This is a genomic window from Collimonas sp. NPDC087041 (assembly GCF_044745265.1).
In the GTDB taxonomy this organism is placed as follows: Bacteria; Pseudomonadota; Gammaproteobacteria; order Burkholderiales; family Burkholderiaceae_D; genus Collimonas.
The window spans coordinates 41,973-60,529 of the sequence record NZ_JBIUZX010000014.1; the positions used below are offsets into that span (position 1 = coordinate 41,973).

The 18,557-nt window shown below is 56.1% G+C and carries 15 protein-coding genes; 11 read left to right on the forward strand and 4 right to left on the reverse strand.

Features of this window, described 5'->3' with window-relative positions:
• Positions 1–14: 14 nt before the first annotated feature.
• The 3 genes from ACIPF8_RS21335 to puuE all read right to left on the reverse strand — a co-directional run bounded on the left by ACIPF8_RS21335 (position 15) and on the right by puuE (position 3,074).
• Positions 15–764 (reverse strand): class II aldolase/adducin family protein, encoded by a 750-nt coding sequence (locus ACIPF8_RS21335; RefSeq protein WP_400425045.1) that lies wholly within the window; start codon positions 762–764, stop codon positions 15–17.
• Between the two features lie 89 nt (positions 765–853).
• On the reverse strand, positions 854–1,954 hold the full coding sequence (locus tag ACIPF8_RS21340) for a porin (RefSeq protein WP_400425048.1): 1,101 nt from the start codon (positions 1,952–1,954) through the stop codon (positions 854–856).
• 160 nt (positions 1,955–2,114) lie between these two features.
• Positions 2,115–3,074: an allantoinase PuuE gene (puuE, locus tag ACIPF8_RS21345; RefSeq protein ID WP_400425051.1), complete on the reverse strand. Its 960-nt coding sequence runs from the start codon at positions 3,072–3,074 to the stop codon at positions 2,115–2,117.
• A gap of 200 nt (positions 3,075–3,274) precedes the next feature.
• On the opposite strand from puuE, the gene uraH reads away from it, so the two are divergent.
• From uraH to typA, 9 genes are all read left to right on the forward strand, one after another.
• Positions 3,275–3,640 (forward strand): hydroxyisourate hydrolase, encoded by a 366-nt coding sequence (gene uraH, locus ACIPF8_RS21350; RefSeq protein ID WP_061534227.1) that lies wholly within the window; start codon positions 3,275–3,277, stop codon positions 3,638–3,640.
• 399 nt (positions 3,641–4,039) lie between these two features.
• Complete coding sequence (scpB, locus tag ACIPF8_RS21355) at positions 4,040–5,023, forward strand: SMC-Scp complex subunit ScpB (protein ID WP_400425054.1); 984 nt, start codon at positions 4,040–4,042, stop codon at positions 5,021–5,023.
• Positions 5,010–6,968, forward strand: a complete 1,959-nt coding sequence (rluB, locus tag ACIPF8_RS21360; protein ID WP_400425056.1) for a 23S rRNA pseudouridine(2605) synthase RluB — start codon at positions 5,010–5,012, stop codon at positions 6,966–6,968. Before scpB ends, rluB begins: the two co-directional genes overlap by 14 nt.
• Positions 6,969–7,372: 404 nt before the next feature.
• A complete protein-coding gene (rimP, locus tag ACIPF8_RS21365) occupies positions 7,373–7,858 on the forward strand; it encodes a ribosome maturation factor RimP (protein WP_400425059.1) in 486 nt (161 codons plus the stop codon).
• Complete coding sequence (gene nusA, locus ACIPF8_RS21370; protein WP_400425062.1) at positions 7,855–9,414, forward strand: transcription termination factor NusA; 1,560 nt, start codon at positions 7,855–7,857, stop codon at positions 9,412–9,414. The genes rimP and nusA overlap by 4 nt, the downstream gene beginning before the upstream one ends.
• A gap of 58 nt (positions 9,415–9,472) precedes the next feature.
• Positions 9,473–12,319: a translation initiation factor IF-2 gene (gene infB / locus ACIPF8_RS21375; protein ID WP_400425065.1), complete on the forward strand. Its 2,847-nt coding sequence runs from the start codon at positions 9,473–9,475 to the stop codon at positions 12,317–12,319.
• Between the two features lie 268 nt (positions 12,320–12,587).
• A complete protein-coding gene (gene rbfA / locus ACIPF8_RS21380; protein ID WP_400425068.1) occupies positions 12,588–12,977 on the forward strand; it encodes a 30S ribosome-binding factor RbfA in 390 nt (129 codons plus the stop codon).
• A gap of 98 nt (positions 12,978–13,075) precedes the next feature.
• Complete coding sequence (truB, locus tag ACIPF8_RS21385) at positions 13,076–14,035, forward strand: tRNA pseudouridine(55) synthase TruB (protein ID WP_400425071.1); 960 nt, start codon at positions 13,076–13,078, stop codon at positions 14,033–14,035.
• Positions 14,036–14,285: 250 nt separating this feature from the next.
• On the forward strand, positions 14,286–16,121 hold the full coding sequence (typA, locus tag ACIPF8_RS21390; protein WP_400425074.1) for a translational GTPase TypA: 1,836 nt from the start codon (positions 14,286–14,288) through the stop codon (positions 16,119–16,121).
• Between the two features lie 132 nt (positions 16,122–16,253).
• Here typA and ACIPF8_RS21395 read toward each other — a convergent pair whose 3' ends face one another.
• Positions 16,254–16,463 (reverse strand): hypothetical protein, encoded by a 210-nt coding sequence (locus tag ACIPF8_RS21395; protein WP_400425077.1) that lies wholly within the window; start codon positions 16,461–16,463, stop codon positions 16,254–16,256.
• Positions 16,464–16,701: 238 nt separating this feature from the next.
• Between ACIPF8_RS21395 and ACIPF8_RS21400 the strand changes: the two genes are divergently transcribed.
• On the forward strand, positions 16,702–17,406 hold the full coding sequence (locus ACIPF8_RS21400) for a hypothetical protein (RefSeq protein WP_400425080.1): 705 nt from the start codon (positions 16,702–16,704) through the stop codon (positions 17,404–17,406).
• 37 nt (positions 17,407–17,443) lie between these two features.
• Positions 17,444–18,502, forward strand: a complete 1,059-nt coding sequence (locus ACIPF8_RS21405; protein ID WP_400425082.1) for a hypothetical protein — start codon at positions 17,444–17,446, stop codon at positions 18,500–18,502.
• Positions 18,503–18,557: the final 55 nt, after the last annotated feature.

Genomic DNA, 18,557 nt, shown 5'->3' on the forward strand with positions numbered 1-18,557 from the left:
CTTTTTGTGAGTTGTCAGTGTTGGTAGCCAGGATCGATGGCATCCAGTTTTCGCAGCAACGCCGGCCATTCCAGCACGCCTTCAGGAGTGCCATCACCCAGCAGTTGGTCGCGCGTCTTGCGGCAGACGTCATGCGACGGCAAGGTCAGGCGGCCGTTGCCGACGTTGGCCATGAGCTGTATTTCGCAAGCCTTGTCGAGCGTATCCATCAGCACGTAGGCTTCGGCAATGCTGCGGCCGCATACCAGGCTGCCGTGGTTACGCAGCAGCATCGCCGGTAATTTTCCGAGTCGTTCGATCATGCGACCTTGTTCGGTAGGTGTCAGCGCCAGACCTTCATAATCGTGATACGCGATCTGTTCATAAAAGCGCAGCGCGTGCTGTGAAATCGGCAGCAAGCCGCCGGCCTGGATGCTGATCGCTATGGCATGTGTATTGTGCAGATGCATCACGCACATGGCGTCCGGCCGCGCCGCGTGGACCGCACCGTGGATGGCAAAGCCGCTGACGTTGACCTGGTAGGGCGAGTCGCCGACGATGCGTCCCTGGGCGTCGATCTTGACCAGGTTGGAGGCGCACACTTCATCGAAGCGGTAGCCGAACGGATTGAGCAGGAAATGCCCCGGCTCGCCGGGCACGGTAGCCGAGATGTGGGTGTAGATCAGGTCATCCCATTGCTTCAGTGCGCACAGGCGATAGCAGGCCGCCAAATCCTTGCGCACCTGCCATTCGGCGTCGCTGATGGTGGGGAGGTTCGGGTTCATGATATTCCAGACGGTAAAACGCGCGCCGACCGCTTGAACGATCGGCGCGCATTGCAGTAACGCGACTACGGAGTCAGCTTAACTGAAGCTTAGAAACGATGGCGAATACCCAAGGCGACACTGTTGCCGGTGCTTTGGTCCGTGATCTTGTCATACATGTAGACCGCGTACAGATCGGTGCGCTTCGACAGATTGTAATCGTAACCCGCCGATACCGTGTCGCGCTTGAGCGGCTCGCCGATTGCCGTGCCGGAGCGCTTGGTGTCCGCCCATGAAGCCAGGATTGCGCCGTGGCCGAACGGGATGCTGGTGCCGAGCTGGAAGGTCTTGTCTTTCAGGTCGATATCATGCGACGTCTGGTCGTACGTGGCAAACAGCTTGGCGACAGTGAAATCGTAAGTCGCACCGACGAACCAGTTCGACTGGCGTGCCGCCACCATGCCGCTTGGCAGCGGAATGTTGGTGGCCGGCTGGACGTTATCCGGAGAAAATTCCAGGGGATTGTTGACCTGGACCCGTTGGTAGTAGGCGGTCAAGGCCAGCGGACCGTGGAAATACAAGACATTGGCGCCGATGTTGTTCTTGCCGGTGTTGCCTGCCACTTCGCCGAACTGGTAGTGGAAGTTGGCTTTCAGGCCGTTGAAGTCGGGCGTCGTGTAGATGACTTCATTGCTCCAGCCGGTATCGCCCGCAACCGAGTTGGTCCAGCCGGATGCGTTGAACCATGGGACATCCATGTGCAGGATCAGCGGCGACAGCTGGAACGAATCGCCGAATGGATTGAACAGGATCGACGGCAGGAAGTTAGGCGCCAGGTCGCGACCCAGCGACACCGCACCAAAGCTGCCGACCAGGCCAACGTTGGCGTCGCGCGAGAACAAGGTTTCATTGCCATCGAAACGGCCAGCCTGGCCGGTATCGGAGCGGAAGAACGAAGTCAGATTGAATTTGGCTGAGAGTCCGCCGCCGAGATCCTCGGTGCCTTTGAAGCCGAACCATGAAGTGGTCATGCCGCCGCTGTTGACGACGCTGCTGCGTCCGGTATCACCGCTGTATTTCATCGAGCCGACGTAATTGTCGACCAGTCCGGTTACCTGGACCGTAGTCTGCGCCATCGCCGGCAGCGCGGCCGCGGCGCCGAGAGCGGCAACAAAATGCAGTTTTTTTAATTTGTTTTTAACTGGGTACATCCCTGTCTCCTGATTTTTATAAGTGGGCAATAAAGTTTTGAATCTATTCATTAGTGAAACAACACGCGTCCGTGTTTTGGTTGCTATCCGTGGTACCGCCACGGCGGGTGATAAAACCGTTATTTAAAACTGCGGCGTGCCGGTGAAACAATCGGTGGTGTCATGCCGGAAACGGGTGAGTGTTGCGCCAGTGGTTGGCGATGTCGATGCGGCGCGTAATCCATACATGGCCGTGGCTCTGCACGTAATCCAGGAAACGCGCCAGTGCCGCAGCCCGTCCTGGACGGCCGACCAGGCGGCAATGCAGGCCGATCGACAACATCTTTGGCTGGTTCAGGCCGTGCGGATCGCCCTCGCGGTACAGCACATCAAAAGCGTCTTTCAAGTAATCGAAGAATTGGGTGCCGGAATTGAAGCCTTGCATGGCGGCGAAGCGCATGTCGTTGGTGTCCAGCGTGTAAGGCACGATCAGCTGCGGCTTGGTTTGCGCTGCGCCGTTGTCATCCTTGAAACTGACCTTTTCCCAGAACGGCAGGTCGTCGCCGTAGTGGTCGGCGTCGTAGCTGAAGCCGCCGTGTTCCATGACCAGGCGGCGCGTGTTCGGCGAATCGCGGCCGGTATACCAGCCGAGCGGGGCGCTGCCGGTGAGTTGCTTGATAATTTCGACGGCTTCGGCGATATGCGCGCGTTCGGTGGCTTCGTCGATGTTCTGGTAGCTGATCCAGCGCAGGCCGTGGCAGGCAATTTCATGGCCGAGTTCCTGGAAAGCGGCAGTTGCTTCCGGATTGCGCTGTAGCGCGCGCGCAACACCGAACACGGTCAGCGGCAGGCGGCGCTCTTCAAACATGCGCAGCAAACGCCAGACGCCAGCGCGTGAACCGTATTCATAGATGGATTCCATGCTCATGTGGCGCGCCGGGAAGCTCTGGGCGCCGATGATCTCGGAGAGGAAGGTTTCCGAACCGGCATCGCCGTCGAGTACGCAGTTCTCGCTGCCTTCTTCGTAGTTCAGGACGAATTGCAAGGCAATCCGGGCCCGGTTAGGCCATTGCGGGTGCGGTGGGGTGCGGCCGTAGCCGGTCAGGTCGCGCGGATAGTTTGGATCGTTATGAGTTGTCATTGCTTAACCTGAAGTCTTTATTATCTAGTCAGTCGGGCTGGCATCATCGGCTGCGCTGGCGCAGTGCCTGCAATTGCCGTGCTCTGGATTATGTGCGTTGCCGCCATGATTAATATATGCCGGATAGTATATTGACCTGAACCCTGCGGTATATCATTTGTTCGATACTCATTTTCAACTAATCGATATAGGGAATTGTCATGGGAAACGCCGTTGGAAAATTAAGCACGCATGTTCTGGATATCACCCAGGGCAAGCCGGGTGTCGGCGTCAAGATTGCGCTATATGCAGTGACGGCGTCGGGGCGCAGCCTGTTGAAGAATGCAGTGACCAACCAGGATGGCCGGGTCGATGTGCCGCTGCTGCAGGGCGAAGAGATGCAGGCCGGCCAGTACGAACTGGTGTTTTCGGCCGGCGACTATTTCGCCGCGCAGGGAATTCAGCTGCCCAGCCCGCGTTTTGTTGATAGGGTCACCCTGGCATTCGGCATTGCCCACGCCGACCAGAATTATCACGTGCCGCTGGTGGTGTCGCCTTGGTCGTATTCGACCTATCGCGGTAGCTGACCAGTTGCGGGCCGCATTTCCGGCCCGCCGGCGTCGACGATAGCGAATCCGCAAATTCTCCTTTCCCGCTATCGTCAAATAACCACATCTGCGACATCAAATAGCCCTCCCGGTAAGCTTTGTGCTAAACTGTGCCTCAACATTTTTCGATAAATGGCAGGTCGGTTCCTGTAACCGATAGCAGGATCGAAATGTAAGGAACGAGTGGCGCACCAGAAATGTTAGCCGTCTTATTCAAGTCTTATTGTCCCCGCCCTCATTAATCCTCCTCTAACGGGCGCTGGACAGCAGTATCAACAGGTTTCTTTTGACCTGGCATCCGGTGCATATTGCCGATGCCGCTCGTTGAACATGACCTCTGCGAATTTTTTGATAGAATTTAAATAACATACGTCGTACATGAATACTATTGAGGCCAAGAAAGTCCTCGAAACTGCTTTGCTCTGTGCTCACGAGCCGCTGTCGCTTAACGACTTGAAAAAGCTGTATACGCGAAATGGCGAAGATAGTGGTGAGGATGACGGCGAAATCAATGCAGATACGATCAGGTCAATGCTGGAGGAGCTACGCGAGGATTGGTCCGACAAAGGCATCGAAGTAGTCGCCTTGTCGACCGGCTGGCGTTTTCAGAGCCGCCCGGAGATGAAAATCTACCTGGAGCGCCTGAATCCGGAAAAGCCGCCGAAATATTCGCGGGCAACCCTTGAAACCCTGGCGATCATTGCCTACCGTCAACCGGTAACCCGGGGCGACATCGAGGAAATCCGTGGCGTCACGGTCAATTCGCAGACGGTGAAAATGCTCGAAGAGCGCGGCTGGATCGAAGCCATCGGGCATCGCGACGTGCCGGGACGCCCGGCATTGTTCGCTACCACCAAGCAGTTCCTGGACGATCTCGGCCTGACCTCGCTGGATCAATTGCCGCCGCTGCAGCAAGTAGCGAGGAATGAGATGCAGGAAGGCAATTTGCTGGAACTGCAGGCATTGGAAGCCGATCTGGAAGCAAGTATTGAAGCCAAGGCGGTGCTGGATGCCGCTGCAGCGATGGAAGCAAATGAAGTTGAAGCACCTGCTGAGCAAGAAGTCGATATCGCCGAAACGGTCGATGCGGCCGCTCAGGATGCACCAAGCCATACTTCGGATGACGCAGTTGCGGAGGCCGGGCAGGTTGCAGAACCAGTTACACCAGTAGAAGATGCAGGCGTCAACGCATCGGAAGTCATGACGGAAAATGCGACGGAGGCGGATCAGGATGAAGTTGTTCCGCCGCAGGAAGCACCAGTTGCATCGAATGAAACCCACACTAACGACCACGCGTCCGAATCGGATGATGAAGCCACGCCAGGTCGGCATAACCAACACCTGAATAATGAACCCACCTAGTTCCAATGATGCACCGGTCGTCGACCAGACCGCCGCCACTGAACCGAAGCCAGCCAAGAAGCCAAGAGCGCGCAAGGTTGCGACGGTTGCCGCCGATGCGGTAGCTGCGCCAGATGCGCCTGCTGCGGAAGCAGCAGAGCCGGTCAAGCCTGCCCGTCGTGCGCCGCGCAAGAAAGTAGTCGCAGCGGCCGATGAGTCGGCGGGTGCGGCGGAAGTCGTCAACGTGGCGCCGGAAGCGGTGGCCCCGGCCAAGCCGAAGGCAGCGCCGCGCAAGAAGGTTCAGGTTGCGGTTGAGTCGGCGCCTGTTGTCGAATTCGTGGTTGATCCGGCGCCGGTTGCCGATGCGCCATTCGTGAACACGGAAACAACACCGCGTGAGCGGCCAGTCAAGCGTGGCGTGCGCGGTCCGCGCGCATTGCGCAGTAACCGTGCCGCACAGCGTGCACAAGAATCGTCGGTGAACGCAGTTGCCGAAGCTGGCAATGTCGCCCTTGCCGAAGGGCAGGGAACGGCGCCGCAAGGTGGCGATGCTCCTGCTTTCGTGGCAGGTGAAGCGCGCCAGCCGCGCGCCGATCGTAACAACAACGGCAACGGCCGCAACGGCGAGCGCAATTCGCGCGATCGCCAGCAAAAGGGTAAGAAGCCGCAGGCTGGCAAGCCGGGGCAACGTGGCGGCAAGCCAGGTTCGCGTGGCGGTGATGCAGATGACGTATTCTCTTTCGTGACCTCCGAGTCGTTCGATACGCTGGCTACGACGGAAGACGCCGCCAGCCGCCAGGCGCAAAAGAGCGTCCGGCGTGATCTGACTGCAGAAGACGACGCGCCGAAATTGCACAAGGTGTTGGCTGACGTCGGCCTGGGTTCGCGCCGCGATATGGAAGAGCTGATCATCGCCGGCCGGGTTTCGGTCAACAGTGAACCGGCGCATATCGGCCAACGCATCTTGCCAACCGATCAAATCCGTATCAACGGCAAGCTGTTGCAGCGCAAAGTGAGCAAGAAACCGCCACGCGTGCTGGTTTATCACAAGCCGGCTGGCGAAATCGTCAGCCATAACGACCCGGATGGCCGTCCATCGGTATTCGATCGTTTGCCGAACATGAAGGCTGCCAAATGGCTGGCCGTTGGCCGTCTCGATTTCAATACCGAAGGCTTGCTGTTGTTCACAACCTCCGGCGATCTGGCTAACCGCCTGATGCATCCGCGCTACGGCATCGACCGCGAATACGCGGTGCGTACCCTGGGCGAGCTGGAGCAAGGCATGCGTCAGAAGTTGCTGGCCGGCGTCGAGCTGGAAGACGGCGTTGCGCAATTCACGAAAATTGCCGATGGCGGCGGCGAAGGCATCAATAAATGGTATCGCGTCATTATCGGCGAAGGCCGTAATCGCGAAGTGCGCCGCATGTTCGAGGCCATCGGCCTGACGGTGTCGCGTCTGATTCGTACTCGTTACGGGGCGATGACCTTGCCGCGCGGCTTGAAGCGTGGCCGCTGGGAAGAGCTGGATGAAAATGCAGTGCGCGACATGATGACAGCGCATGGCCTGGACAAGCCTGCCGGGCAAGCTGCCGGTGGCGCCAAGGGCCGTCCTGAATTCAACAAGGATCGCCAGCCTAACGGCAACCGTGCCAACAGCGCTCCGCAAGGGCCGGGCGGTTTCCGTGATCAGGGCCAGGGATTCGGTCCGTCGCGTGGCAATAATCAAGGACGTGGCGGCCAAGGTCGTCCGCAAGGCGGTGGTAATGCGCCGGCGCGTAGCCGTCAACCGGATCCATTGCAAACCGCGCTGGGTTTCCCTGACGCCGGACAGCAACGGCGCAACGGTGGCGGCAACGGTTTTGCCCGCCCGGCGCGGCCGAACAAGTCGGCTGCCGGCGGCCAGTATGGCGGCCAAGGTGGACAGCACGGCGGGCAGGGAATGCCGCGTCGCCGTCCACGCGGTTAAGTCGGGCAGATGATCAGCTATCCGGTTTGATTTATTGATCCGGATGGGTGGTTTCCTGCTGGCAATGATGTAAGTAGTAGTGGTGGCATTGCGGGTAAAAAGTGTTGCTTTAATGGCCAATTCGTCGCTTCGGAGGCGGGTATTGTCAATAAATGCAAATTTCCTGCATTGCGGTACATAGCCCAATCGTTTATAATTTACAAGTTAACAGAAGTCATTAATGGAATTAAACTTCGGAATTCTGGAGTTGATTCGCAGCCGATCTCGTGGAAACTGCTTAAATGACAAACGATAAGAAGATGGGCAGATGCCCATTTTTTTTTTGCTTTTCGTTTTCAGCAGGTTTCATATTGCGTCGAACCGGGTACATGCGGGACGTGCAGATCTTTTATTAGGGAGTTGCCTTGCAGTTGCTGGAGCTAATTGAAACAACCGTGGTTGGCATGGGCTACGAGCTGGTCGAATTCGAAAAGGCCGCGCGTGGCTTGTTGCGCGTGTACATCGATTTCACGCCTGAAAATGCCGAGCAAGGTCAAATCACGGTGGAAGATTGCGAAAAGGTGACGCATCAACTGCTGCACGTACTGACGGTGGAAAATGTCGTGTACGAGCGTTTGGAAGTGTCGTCGCCGGGCTTGGATCGGCCGCTGAAGAAACTGGCTGACTATGTGCGTTTTGCCGGCAAGGAAGCAATCATCAAGTTGCGCGTTCCGATGCCAGGTCCTGCACATCGCAAGACTTTTCAAGGCGTGCTGGGCGAACCGGACGGCGAGAAGCTGAAAATCGAATTTGAAACAAACGATGGGTTGGCGATGTTGGATTTTACGCTCGCTGATGTAGACAAGGCACACCTGGTGCCGCAAGTGGATTTTAGGAGTCGCAAAGCATGAGTCGCGAAATTTTATTGTTGGTCGATGCGCTCGCGCATGAAAAAAACGTCGATCGAGATGTTGTGTTCGGTGCGCTCGAACACGCGCTTGGACAGGCAACCAAAAAACGCTACGAGGGCGATGTCGATATCCGCGTCACGATCGATCGTGAAACCGGAGAATTCGAATCCTTCCGCCGCTGGCACGTTGTGCCGGACGAAGCGGGTCTGCAACTGCCGGACCAGGAAATCCTGCTGTTCGAAGCCAAGGAACAGATCGACGACGTCGAAGTCGACGACCACATCGAAGAACCGATTGAATCGGTTGAATTCGGCCGTCGCTTTGCGCAAGACACCAAACAGGTTGTGCTGCAACGCATCCGTGACGCTGAACGCGAACAGATCCTGGCTGACTTCCTGGAGCGCGGCGACTCTCTGGTAACCGGCACCATCAAACGCATGGAACGCGGCGACGCGATTGTCGAATCGGGCAAGATCGAAGCGCGTTTGCCGCGCGATCAGACGATTCCAAAGGAAAACCTGCGGATCGGCGACCGGGTACGCGCTTTCATCCTGCGTATTGACCGCAATGCACGCGGCCCGCAAGTGATCCTGTCGCGTACTGCGCCGGAATTCATCATGAAGCTGTTCGAACTGGAAGTACCGGAAATCGAACAAGGCTCGCTGGAAATCAAGTCGGCAGCACGTGACCCTGGCGTCCGCGCCAAGATCGCTGTGTTTACTGAAGACAAGCGTATCGATCCTATCGGCACCTGCGTCGGCATGCGTGGTTCACGCGTGCAGGCCGTGACTGGCGAGCTGGGTGGTGAACGGGTCGACATCGTGTTGTGGTCGGAAGATCCGGCGCAATTCGTCATCGGCGCACTGGCTCCGGCAAATGTTTCTTCGATCGTGGTTGACGAAGAAAAGCACGCCATGGACGTCGTCGTTGATGAAGAAAACCTGGCCATCGCGATTGGTCGCGGCGGTCAGAACGTGCGTCTGGCAGCGGAATTGACCGGCTGGCAGATCAACATCATGACAGCAGAAGAGTCGGCTGATAAGTCTGCGGTGGAAACCGCGGCGATTCGCGCGCTGTTCATGGAAAAACTGGATGTCGATCAGGAAGTCGCAGACATCCTGGTGGAAGAAGGTTTCGCCAGCCTGGAAGAAATCGCCTACGTGCCGATTACCGAAATGCTGGAGATTGAATCGTTTGACGAAGACACCGTCAACGAACTGCGCAACCGGGCGCGCGATGCCCTGGTGACCGAAGCGATTGCCTCGGAAGAAGGACTGGAAGGCATGGAAGATGCCCTGGTCAACTTCGAAGGCATGGACCGGGTTACCGCCGGCAAGCTGGGCTTGGCAGGAGTCAAGACATTGGCTGCTTTCGCCGCCCTGGCGTATGACGAGTTTGGCGCGATCCTGGCTTTGCCAGCCGAGCGTGCGCGTCATTTGATTGAAGAAGAGTTTAAAGATGTGACCGACGATGAGATGAAACTCATCGATGCCAAGTACGATGATCATGCCAAGGCCCTGCAAGCCAAGGCATGGAATACAGCGGAAGCCAAGTGATCGAGTGATCCGAGAGGTTCCGTATCGTCTGCCGCGCCACATAGAAAAAGAGGACTGAATGGCGAGTAACAATGTAGCCCAATTTGCCACCGAGCTGAAAATGCCAGCAGATTTACTGCTGACACAACTGCAATCGGCTGGCGTCCAGAAAAATTCGACTGACGACGCCTTGTCGAAAGAAGACAAGGATCGCCTGCTGGAACACCTGCGCCGTTCGCACGGCGCGGTTCCAGATAGCGAAAAGAAGAAAATCACGCTGACCCGCAAGGAAACCACCGAGATCAAGCAGGCTGACGCCACCGGCAAGTCGCGCACGATCCAGGTTGAAGTGCGCAAGAAGCGTACTTTCGTCAAGCGTGACGAGCCGGTTGCCGAAGTAGCGGCAGCACCGGCCGCGCCTGCTGCACCGGTCATCGACGAAGCCGAACAGGCACGTCGGATCGAAGAAGCACGTCGTCAAGCAGAATTGATTGCTCGCCAGGAAGCAGAATTGATCGAGAAACAAGAACGCCTGGCCAAGTTGGAAGCTGAGAAGGAAGCGCAAGCCAAGGCTGCGCAAAAAGCTGAAAACGACGCCAAGAAAGCTGAACTGGAAGCCAAGAAAGCCGCTGCACAAGCACCGGCTCCTGTGGTTGCCAGCGCCGATGCACCTGCCAAGCAGGAAGATCCGGCCGCAGAAGAAAAGAAACGCCTGGCTAACGAAGAAGCCAAGCAAAAGGTTGCGCAAGCCGCCAAGGAAGCTGCTGAGAAATCCGCTGCGACTGAGCGCGCTCGCAAGGCCGTGCAAGATGAAGTGGCGCAGATCAAGGCCATGATGAATGCACCGCGCCGCGTGATCAAGGCGCCTGAACCGGTAGCACCAGTTGCTGCACCGGCCAAGACCGCTGAAGGTACATTGCACAAGCCGGCAGATAAAAAGCCAGGTGAGAAGAAAGACGACAAGAAGGTCGTGGTCGACAAGAAATCGATCAAGTCCGCCAATGTCTCTTCGACCTGGCAAGACGACGCCGCCAAAAAGCGCGGTCTCGGCATCAAGACCCGCGGCAACACCGGTGGTGGTCGCGATGGCTGGCGCGGTGGTCCGAAGGGCCGTCGCGGTTCGCATAACGACGATCACGAAAGCAATTTCCAGGCGCCGACAGAAGCGGTCATCAAGGACATCTATGTTCCTGAAACCATTACTGTTGCTGAACTGGCGCACAAGATGTCGGTCAAGGCTTCGGAAGTCATCAAGCATTTGATGAAGCTGGGCCAGATGGTCACCATCAACCAGGTGCTGGACCAGGAAACTTCGATGATTCTGGTCGAAGAAATGGGCCACACCGCGCATGCTGCGAAACTGGATGATCCGGAAGCATTGCTGGTCGACGGCGAAGAACATGCCGACGCCGAATTGCTGCCGCGCGCACCGGTGGTTACCGTCATGGGTCACGTTGACCATGGTAAGACCTCGCTGCTGGATTACATCCGTCGCGCCAAGGTAGCTTCCGGCGAAGCCGGTGGCATTACCCAGCACATCGGTGCTTATCACGTAGAAACACCGCGTGGCATGATCACCTTCCTCGACACCCCGGGCCATGAAGCGTTTACCGCAATGCGTGCCCGTGGCGCCAAGGCGACCGACATCGTGATTCTGGTGGTGGCAGCCGACGACGGCGTGATGCCGCAAACCAAGGAAGCGATCGCCCACGCGAAAGCAGCCGGCGTACCGCTGGTGGTGGCGATCAACAAGATCGACAAGCCGGGCGGCAACCTGGATCGCGTCAAGCAGGAACTGATTGCGGAACAAGTGGTGCCGGAAGAATACGGTGGCGAATCGCCATTCGTGCCGGTATCGGCCAAGACCGGTGAAGGCATCGACAACTTGCTGGAGCAAGTCCTGCTGCAAGCTGAAGTGCTGGAATTGAAGGCAGCGGTTGCTGCCCCGGCGCGTGGCCTGGTGGTGGAAGCACGTCTGGACAAGGGTCGCGGTCCGGTTGCAACGATTCTGGTGCAATCCGGTACGCTGAAGCGCGGCGACGTCGTGTTGGCTGGTTCGGCTTATGGCCGTGTCCGTGCGATGCTCGACGAAAACGGCAAGGCGATCAGCGAAGCCGGTCCATCGATTCCGGTCGAAATCCAGGGTCTGACAGAAGTGCCGGTTGCCGGTGAAGAAGTCATGGTCATGGCTGACGAGCGCAAGGCGCGCGAAATCGGTCAGTTCCGTCAAGGTAAGTACCGTGACGTCAAGCTGGCCAAGCAGCAAGCCGCGAAGCTGGAAAACATGTTCGATCAGATGGCCGAAGGCGAAGTCAAGAACCTGCCGATGATCATCAAGACCGACGTCCAAGGTTCGCAAGAAGCGTTGGTTCAGTCGTTGCAAAAACTGTCGACCAGCGAAGTTCGGGTACAAGTGGTGCACGCCGGCGTCGGCGGCATCAGCGAGTCGGACGTCAACCTGGCAGTCGCTTCCAAGGCCGTGATTATCGGCTTCAACGCCCGCGCCGATGCATCGGCACGCAAGCTGGCGGAAGCCAACGGCGTCGATATTCGTTACTACAACATCATTTATGATGCTGTGGACGAGATCAAGGCAGCGATGTCCGGCATGTTGTCGCCAGAGAAGCGCGAACAGAATCTGGGCCTGGTCGAGATTCGCCAAGTCCTGCTGGTCAGCAAAGTCGGCGCGATTGCCGGTTGCTACGTGCTCGAAGGCCTGGTCAAGCGTGGCGCTTCGGTCCGTCTGCTGCGCGACAACGTGGTCTTGTGGACAGGCGAGCTGGATTCGCTGAAACGCTTCAAGGATGACGTCAAGGAAGTCCGTTCCGGCTTCGAATGCGGTCTGACCCTGAAGAACTTCAACGACATCAAGGAAGGCGATCACCTCGAAATCTTTGAAGTCGAAGAAATCGCGCGTACCCTGTAATAGTCAAAGCAGACGCATGCAGTCCAGGTGCGTAAGGCAGGAAAATCGGGCCTAAAAGCCCGATTTTCATTTGGTAATATCATGTGGTTTCGTAGGGTGGGCCTGTAATGCCCACGCGTGAACTCACTCCGCGCAGATGCTTACTTCGGTGTCGGGTGAGTTTGCACTCCGGATATCACGGTAACGCGTGGGCACTCTGTGCCCACCCTACAAGTTGTTGGTAGTTCATTTGTGAAAGATAGGGCGTGGCAACGCGCCGAATAAAAGTATGGCTAAACATAGTAAATCGATCCCTGGCCGTGGCCTGCGCGTTGCAGACCAGATCCAGAAGGACCTGTCCGAAATCATCGTTTTCGAACTGAAAGACCCGCGGGTCGGCATGATCACGATTACCGAGGTGCAGGTGACGCCGGATTACGCCCATGCCAAGGTGTTCTTCACGATGCTGAACGACGATCCGGAAGCGATTGCGAATACCGTCAAGGGCCTGACCCAGGCTGCCGGTTTCCTGCGCAACCAGCTGGGCCGCCGCCTGACTATTCATACCTTGCCTGCCTTGCATTTCATTCACGATAATTCGACCGCCCGTGGCGTCGAGATGTCGCGCCTGATTGACCTGGCGAATGCGACGCGCTCCAAGGACGACGGCCAGGAGTAAACCGGCCACGTGTCAGTTGTACATGATGCGGCTTGTCGGCAACGGCAGGCCGTTTCCCTTTCTTATCACCTGTTTCTGTATTCGCTGAAATTCCTCTCATGGCATCCACTGCGCCCAAAAGAATCCGTGTTCCGCTGAATGGCGTACTGCTGCTGGACAAGCCTGTCGGCTTTTCCAGCAATGACGCCTTGATCAAGGCCAAGCGTCTGCTGAATGCCCAGAAGGCCGGCCACACCGGCACCCTCGATCCTTTTGCGACCGGCGTGCTGCCGCTATGTTTTGGCGAAGCTACCAAGTTCGCCCAGGATCTGCTGGACGCCGACAAGACTTACGAAACCTTGATACATCTGGGAGTGAGTACTACCACCGGCGATACCGAGGGCGAGGTCCTGGAGCGCAAGGAAGTCAACGTCAGCCGTGAGCAGATCGATCAGGCGCTGGCGCAGTTCCGCGGCCCGATCAAGCAGGTGCCGCCGATGTATTCGGCGCTCAAGCGCGATGGCAAGCCGCTGTATGAGTACGCGCGTGCCGGCATCACCTTGGAGCGCGAGGCACGTGCCGTTACGATCCACGCGCTGGAATTCCTCGATTACCAGGCGCCGTTCCTGCGCCTGCGGGTCGCTTGCAGCAAAGGGACATATATCCGCGTGCTGGGCGAGGACATCGGCGCCGCGCTCGGCTGCGGCGCCCATCTGCAGGAGCTGCGACGGGTCCAGGTCGGCCATCTGACGCTGGACGGTTGCGTTACCCTGGATCAACTGATTGCGACCGATGAGGCCGAACGCGCGCCGTTGCTGGCGCCGGTGGACAGCTTGTTGTCATCGTTTCCCGAAGTGGTGCTGTCGGAGTCCTTGGCAAAGCGATTTTTGCAAGGCCAGCGGCTTACCCTGGCGAAAGAGGGCGTGGCCCTGCCTGCTACGGCAGGGCGGGTGCGCGTATACCTGCAGCCAGGCGATATTGTCGATACGTCATCCCGCCAGCTGCTGGGCACGGCGCAGTTGCATGAATACGGCGTTCTGGCGCCGGAACGCTTGATTGCGACAGCGCAGCAGGCGTAAATGTGATTTAAGTAATAATTTGTGTGTTGCTTGAGACAGCAAGCCTTTGAAAATACAGGCTTTTCATAAAGTAGTGCAGCGCGTCATGCTATAATGCGCGGCCTCCCAAATTCCGCTACAACTGCCTTGCCTGAGTGCAGAGCCTTAGCGAACATTTTTGGCCGCATTTGTAGTGATAAATATTCAGCAATAAATATCCTGCGCATTTATGTCTGCGCACTTACTAAGTTCTCCAATCTCCAAACTGACCATGTCAAACACACCTCGCGCCATCCGCAACATTGCCATCATTGCCCACGTTGACCACGGCAAGACCACTCTGGTTGACCAATTGCTGCGTCAATCGGGCACCTTCCGTGACAACCAGCACGTCGATGCACGCGTGATGGATTCGAACGATATTGAAAAAGAACGCGGCATCACGATTCTGTCGAAGAACTGCGCAGTCGAATACAAGGGCACGCACATCAACATCGTTGATACCCCGGGCCACGCCGACTTCGGTGGTGAAGTCGAGCGCGTACTGTCGATGGTTGACAGTGTTCTGCTGCTGGTCGATGCACAAGAAGGCCCAATGCCGCAAACGCGTTTCGTGACGCGTAAGGCACTGGCGCTGGGCTTGAAGCCGATCGTTGTGGTCAACAAGATCGACCGCGAAAATGCAGACCCGCAAAAGGCTGTGAACGCGACTTTCGAACTGTTCGACAAACTCGGCGCAACCGACGAACAACTGGATTTCCCGATCATTTACGCGTCGGGCTTCAAAGGCTATGCAGGTCTGGAAGATACAGTCCGCGAAGGCAACATGGAACCGTTGTTCGACGCCATCCTGAAATATGTTCCTGCGCGTGAAGATGATCCAAACGGCCCATTGCAAGTGCAGATCACTTCGCTGGAATACTCGTCCTACGTCGGCAAGATCGGCGTTGGTCGTATCCTGCGCGGTAAGATCAAAGCGCTGCAAGACGTGGTCTGGATGAATGGCCCGGACGACAAGCCGACCAAAGCCCGCGTCAACCAGGTGCTGACTTTCCGCGGCCTGGATCGCGTGCTGACAGACGAAGCGCTGGCTGGCGACATCGTGCTGATCAACGGTATTGAAGAAATCAGTATCGGTTCCACCATCTGCGCACCGGACCATCCGGAAGGCCTGCCGATGCTGAAGGTTGACGAGCCGACCCTGACCATGAACTTCATGGTCAACAACTCGCCACTGGCTGGCCGCGAAGGCAAGTTCGTGACCACCCGTCAGATCAAGGACCGTCTGGACCGCGAACTGAAGGCCAACATGGCGTTGCGCGTGGTTCAAGCTGAAAACGACGATTCGACCTACGAAGTGTCGGGCCGCGGCGAATTGCACCTGACCATCCTGATCGAAAACATGCGTCGCGAAGGCTACGAGCTGGCTGTGTCGCGTCCACGCGTGGTGTTCAAGATGGTGGATGGCGTGCGCCACGAGCCGTACGAAAACCTGACTGTCGACGTTGAAGAAGTCAACCAGGGCGGCGTCATGGAAGAACTCGGTCGTCGTCGTGGCGATCTGCAAAACATGGAACCGGACGGCAAGGGACGTGTGCGTCTCGAGTACCGCATTCCAGCACGCGGCCTGATCGGTTTCCAGGGCGAGTTCATGACTCTGACCCGCGGTACTGGTCTGATGAGCCACGTGTTCGATGAATACGCGCCGGTTGATACCTCCAAGGGTGAACTGGGCGGCCGTCGCAACGGCGTGCTGATCTCGCAGGATGACGGCGCCGCCGTTGCCTACGCTATCTGGAAACTGCAGGATCGCGGCCGTATGTTCGTCAGCCACAACGACCCAGTGTACGAAGGCATGATCATCGGTATCCACTCGCGTGACAACGATCTGGTGGTTAACCCGATCAAGGGCAAGCAATTGACCAACGTCCGTTCGTCGGGTACCGACGAAGCGGTGCGCCTGGTGCCGCCAATCGAGATGTCGCTGGAATACGCGGTTGAATTCATCGACGACGACGAACTGGTTGAAGTCACACCGAAGAGCATCCGTCTGCGTAAGCGCTACCTGAAGGAACATGAGCGTAAAAAGGCTTCGCGCGACGCGTAAGCTGTTTGCGATCCGGGCCATGGTGTATGTGGTCCGGAGACAAAAAACCCGTCGATTGGTGAGTTTGAATACTCACTGATCGACGGGTTTTTTTATTGTTGGCGCTGCTATCGCGCGCTTGGATTTTTCGTTTTAGAACACCGCCGAATTGCCGCCTTTGGCCGCATGCTGAGTCTTCAATACATGGCAATCGCGATCGGCTTCAGCATAAGCATGACGTACGCCTACGACAATTGACTGTCGTATGAATCCATCGTCATCGCGCTCCACAAACTGCCAAACCCACATGGCAAGAGCAAGCCAACCTTCAAAGCGCGGCAATTTGTCGATGCCGCTTTTCATGTAAAACGACGCTGCGTTGTGTCGAATTCCCCTCACTCTTGACGGCGCAAGTCTTCATGTCTTTCAAAATATACAACATTACGGTTATAATTTAATGTTTGTTAAAAAATCAACTAGTTTACAAAAGTGCACAATTTATCCAGATGGTTTGCCGCATAAATGTCCGAATAGTTGCTATTTTATACATGTTTCTACTGATTTAACATTTAGTCCATAGCTATTCGTCGGGGGTGTTTCAATGAGTGAAGGTGCAAAAGACAATTTCGCGTCGCGATTTTTTCATGGCGTAAAAGATGCCGTGTGGCAGGATGATCCGAGTGCGCCAAAGCCAGTGGTCGCATCTAAAGCACCTGCGCAAATTGTCACAAAGATTGATGTGGCACCGACGCCTGTTTCGCCGCAAGCCATCTCAGGGATGGCTGCGGAATTGATGACAGTTGTGATGGCAAGTCCAACGCCATATGCCGAGCTGTCCGGCGCCATCGCTTCTTTGGCAGCAATTCCAATGGATGACGGGACGCGCTATCGCGCCGCATTCGCTGTGCTGGCCAATGCTCAACCAAGAACCGTGGCGCAAATCTCTCAAGCTATCGATGTTCACCTTGAGGCTTTGGAGACTGAATGCAAGCGCTTTGCGGATCAGTCAAAGGGCGTCGAAGAGAACGAGTTATCGGTTCGCACACAAGAGTCAACTTCACTGGCCGATGCAGTGGGTCAGGCAAATACAAAAATCGCGAAAATTCGTGCCGATGCTGAGGCCGAAGTTGTACGGCTGCAGGAGAGCATTGTTGCCAATCAATCGCGCATCGCGAGCTTGGCTGTGGAAATCGATGCAAAACAGAAGTCCATTACCCAGAAAAAGCAAAGCTTCGATGCCGCTACGGAGATCGTAAAAAATACGCTCATCGCAGAGAAATCAAAAATTCAACAATATCTCGCGTAACTGTTCCCCATCATCTAATTGAGTAAAAGGTCAACTCGTGAATGACATGATTCCGTCCGTCCCAAAGGATTACAAACCGAAAACTTTCTGGGAGCGGCCTGAAGGCGTAACTGGCCAGATTGTAGGCGTCGCCGCAGTTGCTGGTCTTGGATTCGTCGTATACAAGGCACTGCCATTCATCATTACGCTTCTTCAAAATGCGATCTACGCCACGATTCTTGGGGTCGTTGCAGTGGCACTTGGGTTTGTCGTGACAGACCGTCGATTCTGGCGTCTAGGCTCGTATATGTATCAAAGTGCGATGCGAAAAATCACGCAGATTTTTGTTGAAATCGATCCAATTGGCATCATGCAAAATTACGTTGTCGATTTGGAGAAAAAGCTCGCAAACATGACGACGCGGATTGCTTCTTTGCGCGGGATGATTCGCTCTTGCCAGGACGAAATCGCAAAAAATGAGGACATCCAAAAGAAATCCCTGATGCTGCTGAAGGAAGCAAAAAAGCAGTCGAACTCGATTGTCATCGCGGAAGAGTCACGCCAGGCAGAACGCATGCGGGAAGCGAACGGCACCTATCAGGATCTGCTCAACAAGATGCAGTTGCTCTACAACGTACTGATCAAATACCAGGAAATTTCAAAGTTCTTGATTAAAGATATTTCCCGCGAAATCGACGTAAAAAAGCGCAAAAAACAAATGTCTGATAACGCCTACTCCGCGATCCAGTCGGCAAAAAGCATCATCAATGGGGACTCGGATGCCAAAGCCATGTTCGATTTGGCCGATGAATATCTGGCGAATGATTACGCGATGAAAATCGGTGAAATCGAAGACTTTGTGCGCATGTCGGACACGTTTGTTCAGACAGTCAATTTGCAAAATGGCGTGTACGAAGCCAATGCCATGAAGTTGATCGAAGAGTGGGAAACGCGGAGTGATTCGATTCTTCTTGGCGCCGATGCAAAACGCAGCATGGTGGCACGCAGCTATGCACAAAGCGACAGCGACGACGTTGATTTTGGCGGCGCAAGGGGAGCGAATCAATCATTCCAGCCAACATCGGCACCACAAAAAAAATGGTTCGACGAGAGTTAAAAGAACACTGCGAGCATCACTGATTATCTGATGCTCGAAAACGAAATTATTGAAA